This is a genomic window from Yinghuangia sp. YIM S10712 (assembly GCF_051388935.1).
In the GTDB taxonomy this organism is placed as follows: Bacteria; Actinomycetota; Actinomycetes; order Streptomycetales; family Streptomycetaceae; genus Yinghuangia.
The window spans coordinates 9,449-16,626 of the sequence record NZ_JBPKBI010000039.1 but is presented as its reverse complement, the minus strand read 5'-3'; the positions used below and the strand labels follow the sequence as shown (position 1 = coordinate 16,626).

At 72.8% G+C, this 7,178-nt stretch carries 2 protein-coding genes; both read right to left on the bottom strand.

Annotated features, from left to right (window positions below):
• Positions 1 to 4,049 (bottom strand): amino acid adenylation domain-containing protein (locus ACRX5W_RS32380; protein ID WP_436791970.1); only part of this gene is annotated, 4,049 nt, incomplete at its 3' end.
• 228 nt (positions 4,050 to 4,277) lie between these two features.
• Positions 4,278 to 7,130 (bottom strand): ATP-binding cassette domain-containing protein, encoded by a 2,853-nt coding sequence (locus ACRX5W_RS32375; RefSeq protein ID WP_436791969.1) that lies wholly within the window; start codon positions 7,128 to 7,130, stop codon positions 4,278 to 4,280.
• Between the last annotated feature and the right edge of the window lie 48 nt (positions 7,131 to 7,178).

Here is a 7,178-nt window from a genome sequence, read left to right as displayed (position 1 = left end):
CCGGCGACGAGCACCATGTGCACACTCGCGCCGTGCCGCCGCGCCAACTCCGCCAACCCGGCGTGCAGTTCAGGCTCGACACGCAACGCCACACGCTCACCTCGACGGGATGCGACGCGCGGCCTCGGGCGGTCCGTGGGCAGTTCGAGCCGGTCCGGGAGGCCGGCGAGAGCCTTGGCCCAGTAGCCGAGTTGGGCGGCGAAGACGCTGCCGGCGTCGTCGCGGTCGCCCAGCAGGTCCTGCTGCCACAGCGTGTAGTCGGCGTACTGGACACCCAGCGGCTCCCACGCGGGCGCGCGGCCTTCGGCTCGTGCCGCGTACGCCGTCGCCAGGTCACGTGCGAGAGGCTGCGTCGACCAGCCGTCACCGGCGATGTGATGCAGCGTCAGGAGCAGCACGTGCTCGTCGTCCGCAAGTCGGAAAAGCTGTGCACGCAACGGGAGTTCGTTTGCCAGATCGAAGCCTTCCGCAGCCGCCGCGGCGAGTGCGCCCGCCAGGTCGGCCGGCGTCGACGCGCACACCGGCAGCGCCACGGTCGCTTCGTCCGCAGGGACGACGCTCTGCACCGCGACGCCGTCCTCCTCCGCGACGAGGGTACGCAGGCTCTCGTGCCTCGCGACGACGTCCGTCAGCGCCTCCGCCAACGCCCGGTGCGCGAGCGGGCCGGTCAGCCGAACGGCGAAGGGAATGTTGTACGTGGCTCCCAGCGCCTCCATCTGGTGGAGGAACCACAGCCGCCCCTGTGCGAACGACAGCGGCACCCGCTCGGGACGCGGCTCGCGGCGGCACAGCGCCAGGCGCGCCGCGCCGGCGTCCCGCAGCCGCGCCGCGAAGCCCGCGACCGTCGGCGCCTCGAACAGCATGCGCAACGCGGCCTCGACACCCATGACCGCACGGACGCGCGCGATGAGCCGGGTGGCGAGGAGCGAATGCCCGCCCAGGTCGAAGAACGAGTCGCCGGCACCCACGCGGTCTTGCGGCAGACCGAGGATCTCGGCGAACAGCCCCGCCACCACGACTTCCTCCGGCGCGCGCGGAGCGCGGCCGACCGGGACGAAATCCCCTTCCCCGGGGGCTGGTTCGGGCAGCGCCGCGCGGTCGACCTTGCCCGTGGCGGTCACCGGCAGCGCATCGAGGCACACGATCGCCGCGGGCACCATGTGCCTCGGCAGCCGCTTCCGGGCGGCCGCGCGCAGCGCCTCGCGCGTCGAGGCGGCGGCCTCGGGCGCGATGTACGCGACCAGGCGGTCGTCGCGCGCCACCACAGCCGCCTGCCGGACACGCGGCTCGGCCAGCAGCACCGCCTCCACTTCACCCGGTTCGATCCGGAAGCCGCGAACCTTCACCTGGTCGTCGGCACGACCCACGAACTCCAGCCCGCCGTCCGAAGCGCGGCGCACGAGGTCGCCGGTGCGGTACATTCGCGCGCCCGACTCGGCGGCGTACGGGTCGGCGACGAACCGCTCCGCGGTCAATCCGGGCCTACCGTGGTAGCCGCGCGCCAGACCCGCGCCGGCCACGTACAACTCGCCGGCCACGCCGGGCGGCATGGGCTGCAACGCAGCGTCGAGGACGTACAGCCGAGCGCCCGGCACCGCACCGCCGATCAGCGGGCGCGCGCCGGACGGGGCCGCGTCCAGCCGCGCGGCGGCGGCGTCGACGGTGCACTCGGTCGGGCCGTAGCAGTTCCACACCGCGGTCGCCTCAAGGGCACGAAGACGTTCCCACAGACGGCCGGGCACCGCGTCGCCGCCCACGACAGCGACGGCAGGAGACCAACCGCACGCGGGATCGAACACGCCGTGGTCGAGCAGCTCGGCCATCCACGCCGGAGGCGCGTTGAGGAAGTCGATCCGGTCGCGCACGACCCAAGCGGCCACCGCCTTCGGGTCCGCCCAGGTGTCGCGCTCGGCCACAAGCAGCGTGTGCCCGTGGGCCAGGGCGGCGAGTTGGTCCCACGACGCGTCGAACGCCACCGACGTGGTCAAGGCGACGCGCAGCGGGCGGCCGAGACGGTCGGCCGAGGCGAACATCGCCGCGCTGTGGCCGGTCACGAGATTCGCCAGCGCCGCGTGCGTGACCGCGACGCCCTTGGCCTGCCCGGTCGAACCGGAAGTGTGAACCACATACGCGGTGTGCCGGGCCAGGAGGGCGGTACGCTCCGGGGCGTCGCCCGGGTGGGCGGCCAACTCCGCGCGCGTGTCCGGCTCGTCCAGGACGACCGCGGGAACCGCGAACCCATGGACCGCCGCGACCTCGGCCGTGGTCACCACCAGGACGGGAGCGGTGTCCGCCACAAGTCCGGTGAGCCGCGCCGCCGGATAATCCGGGTCCAGCGGCACATACGCCGCGCCGCTCTTGAGCACACCCAGGATCGCCGCGACGAGGTCGGCACCGCGCGGCAGCGCGAGTCCCACGATGCGTTCCGGTCCCGCGCCGCGCGCCGCCAGCATCCGCGCGATCCGGTTCGCACGCTCGTCCAACTCCCTGTAGCCCAAAGTCACTTGCCGTCCGTCCCCGGCGACGGCGACCAGCGCCGGGGCGTCGGGGGAGGCACGGACTCGGGCCTCGAACAGCGCCGGAAACGTGTCCGCGGCCCGGTCGGAGCTTTCGCGTGCGTCCGCGTCGACGGAACAATCCCGATGCGAGGCCGGGCCCGCCTGCTCCGCCAAGGACCGCTCGTCGGGGAGCAGAAGGTCGATCGTGCCCACCTGCCGATCCGCGGGGGTGTCGGCGAACGAGTCGAGCAGACGCACCAACCTGCCCTGGTGCCGGTCGAGTTCCACATCGCCGTAAACGGACGGGTCGGCGTGCAGGACGATCGTCGGCCCCTGCGCGTCGCGTCGGTCCCACACCGCGACGGACAGATCGGTGATCGGGCCGATCGAGACGTTGTGCGCACTGCACCCGAGCCCCGCGAAGGTCATGTCCTGGGCGAAGCCCATGAAGTTGACGCCGGGTGAGAACGCCGTGCCGAAGTCGCCCGGCAGCGCGAGTTCGCGGTGCAGTTCCTCGCCTCGGTACCGCTGGTGCCGGAGCGCGGCTCCCACCCGGGAGTCCACCTGTGCCACCAAGGCGTCGAGCCGCGTGTCGTGCCGCACCTCAAGACGGAGCGGCAGAACGTTCGACATCATGCCCGGCACGCTGCGCGCCACGCGCCCTGCCCGGCCGGTCACCGCCAGACCGACGACGAGGTCCCGGGCGCCGGTCAGCCGGTGAGTGTAGAGCGCCACCGCCGCGATGATCAGGCGCGAACGGGGCACCCCGGACCGGCGTGCGGCCTCGGCCAGGCCCTCCGGCGCGCACAGCGGCCGGGCGACGGTACGGCGGACCGTCCGGCGCTCCGCATCCACCTCGGCCGACGCACACACCGACGACAACGGATTCGCCGACCGCCGGCCGGCGAGCACACCCGTCCAGTACGCCCGGTCCTCGGCATACTCCGGCGACGAGCGGTACGCGAGGTCTTCCTGCACGAGGTCGCGCAGGCGGCCGAACGGCGACGGCGGCGGAACGTCGCCCGCGACGAGCGCGCTGTACACCTCCGCGACGCGGCGCGTGACCAGGTTGAAACCGAACCCGTCGATCGCGATGTGGTGGTAGCTGTGGTACCACCAGTAGCGTTCGGCGCCGAGCTTGATCAGGGCGTACGAGAACAGCGGGCCGCGAGCGAGGTCGAGGGGCCGGGCCAGGTCCCGGTCCACCCACGCGTGCGCGGCGGCCCGCGGATCCGGTGCGGCGGAGAAGTCGAGGAACGGCAAAGGCCGTTCCGGTACCGGACCGACGATTTGCACCGGGCCGTCGCCGTTGTCGACCAGGCGCACCCGCAGTGCGTCGGCTTCGCCGATCATCTGCCGCACCGCGGCGTCGAACACCTCGGGGTCCACCGCGCCGCGGATGTCGATGTACTCGCCGATGCGGTACGCGGCATTCCCCTCCGCGGAGCGCTGCTCGGCGAGCCAGATCTCGCGCTGGGCGGCGGTCGGCAGCACCGCCTCGGTGCCGTCGGCGATGCCCGCCGCGCCGCCCGATCGACCGTGACGAGACAAGGGGGTACCTCCAGGTGATCCCGGCCGTGCAGCCGTGAGGCTCCGCCACGGCTCAGCCGCGACGGGACGTGGTTGGGTGAGAACTAGGGGCAGAGGGGGAGGGGAAGGCCGCAGTGGACCGGGCATGGCGGCCTCGGACCCGATCGGGGGCGCGCCGAGCCCACGCACGGCCCCAAGCTCCGGGGCGCGATCGACCGTGGCGGCGGGACCGAGTCGCCGCGGGGCGGGTCAGTCGCCTCCGGGAGGCTGCGGCGTACGCTTCGCGACCGAGTCGGAATCGGCCGCAGCCGAAGTGTCGACAGGGGTGGCGCGTCTGAACGGCGCATGCGCCGGGGGACCGGGCAACTCCTCCGCCGTTCCGGAGGCGGAAGGCGCCCCGCTTCGTGCGTCCGGGGCGGATGACTGACCGGCCTTCACGTCCGCACCAAACGACGTGCCGCCCGCCCGCGTCTCGGCCCCCTTGCCCGGCGACGCCGTGCCGCCGGTGCCGGCCGAACCAGCTATGGCCGCGCCCGTCGTCCTGCGTCCGGCGGCCGAACCCGTCGCCCTGTTCCCCTTGGCCGGGCCCGAGCGCTCTCCTCCGCGGTTCCGAGAACCGCCGCCCGACGTACGCGGGTGTGCCGCCCGCTCGCCGGCTTGGAGTCTCCACAAATGGGCGTACACCCCGCCGCGGCGCACCAATTGCGCGTGAGTGCCCTGCTCGGCCAGTACGCCGCCGCAGTCGAGGACGTAGATCCAGTCCGCGTCCCGGACGGTGGAGAGCCGGTGAGCGATGACGACCATGGTCCGCCCAGCCCCGAAGGCCTTGAGCGCACGTTGGATGGCGGCTTCGGTCCCGTTGTCCACCGCCGACGTCGCCTCGTCGAGCACGACGACCGGCGGGTTCCGTACGAAGGCGCGAGCCAGGGCGATGCGTTGCTTCTGGCCGCCGGACAGCGACGACCCGCGCTCTCCGACGAAGGTGTGCTCGCGCTCGGGCAGTTCGCGGATGAACGCATCGGCCTCGGCCATGCGCGTTGCCGCCACCACACGCAGGTCGTCCGCTTCGAAGCTGCCGTAGCGCACGTTGTCGGCGATCGTTCCGTCGAACAGAAACGGCTCCTGGGCGACGAAGCCCACCGTCGACCGCAGTTCGTGAAGCGGGCGGTGACGAAGATCCCTGCCGTCGAGCAGGATCCGCCCCGCGTCCGGCTCCTCGAAGCGCATCAGCAACTTGGCGATCGTGCTCTTCCCGGAACCGGTGGGTCCGACGATGCCGGTGACCTTGCCCGCTGCGAAGCGCAGAGACAGATCCCGCAGCACCGGCGGCCCGTCGGCGTACCCGAAGGTGACGCGGTCGAATACGAACTCCCCTGCCACCGGTCGCTCGACGACCTGAGCGGCATGCGACTTCCGCACCGTGGCCGGCTCCTGCGGCAGGTCGTGCAGTGCGGCGATCCGGTCGAAGGAGTCGAGCATGCGGCGGTACTGATCGGTCGTGGCACCGAGCCGCGTGAGCCGCCACAGCATCTGCTGCGGCAGGCCGACCAGCGGACTGAAGGCCTGGAAAGGCAGTTCGCCCGCGAGCACCGCGCGACCCCCGAACAGGAGCGTCCCGGCCATCGACGCGGTGGTGCACAGGCGCACCGCCTCCGTGTGTTGGACGGTACTGCGGTCGGTGCTCTGCGTGGACTCGCGGTAGTCATCTCCGAGTTCGGCCAGCCGGCGGTCCTCGTGATCCTCCGCGCAGGCCGCCTTCACCGTCGCATTGGCCTGGAGCGCATTGGCGACACGGCTGTGCATGCGCGCGCGGATGTCGCCCGCCGCCGCGTAGTCGTCGGTGCCGCTCTCGTGGAAGCGGAAGGACAGCCAGGCCACCAGGGGCACCGGCAGGAAGGCCACCCACGCGATCTGCGGGGCGAAGATCAGGAACGCCGGAACAAGCACCAAGACGCTGGTCGCCATCTGCACGATCTCGGGCATGGTGCCGGCCACGAACGAGCCCAACTGGCCGACGTCGTCCGTCAGGACGGCGGTGACGCGGCTGGTGCGCCGACCCTCCAGACCGGACAGCGGAAGCCGTTGGGCGTGGGCGAACGTGCTGTTGCGCCAGTCGTATTGCACATCCTGCGCGAGCCTGCGCCACGCGAGGCCGGAGACGTACGACAGCCCGGCGACAACGGCGCACACCGCGGCGGTGGCGGCGGCCAGCGACCAGAGCTGCGCTCCTGCGCCCGCGATGCCCAGGCGCAGGAGCATCTGGCTCTCACCCTTCATGAGCACCACGGCAATGGTCGCGATGAACACGCCGAGGGTCATCTCGGCAAGCTGGGCGAGGAACGACGTCAGAGCGGCGAATGCGAACCTGCGCCGGTGCGGTCGGATCACAGCCGCCAGAGCGTGGCGCCGCCGGGGCGCGTCGCCGGACGCGTCCGCGCGCCGCCACGCCCGCCGGACGATTACCGTCGTCGCCGCGGTGACCAGACCGAGACTGACGACGGGCCGCAGCAGGAAGCCCGATACAGCGCCACCCCATCCGGTGCCCCAGGCCGCGGCGACCAGACCGGCACCCGCGACGACGGCCAACATGCGCATCCGGCGCCGCGTCCTCGACGGCGTCCGACCGCTACGCGCCACAGGGCCGGGACGAGAGCCCGCGGCCCTGCGAGGTGCCCCGAACATCCGCCGCAGACGCGCCCGCGAACCTGCCGCTTTGCGCGCCCGGACACCCCTCGTCTCGGACCTATGTGTGTCCGCCGATGCCCGCCCCCCGGAATGCCCAGCCCCCGACGCGTCATCGAGGTCCGGCTCCCGCGGCGGGCGCAATACCAGCGCAACGGCGTGTACGAAGGCGCGTCGCAGCAGGCCCGCGACATCGGCCGCGTTCACCGAAGGGGCATGGAACACCAGGACCCGGCCGGTGACCGGGTTCGCGCCGACCTTGACGATGCCGGGCTCGGCGCGCAGGGATTCCTCCACGAGCCGCGCGATCTCCGGTCGCCCGCGCAGGCCGGACACGTCCCAGCGCTGGCGGCCGGGCACAACCGACCGCGGGCGCATCGCTCGCCCGCGCGGCGGCGCCGCGTGCGGAGCAGGTGTCATGAGGTCTCCCCGTGTCCGAAACATGAGCCGGCGAGCCGGGCGGCCCGG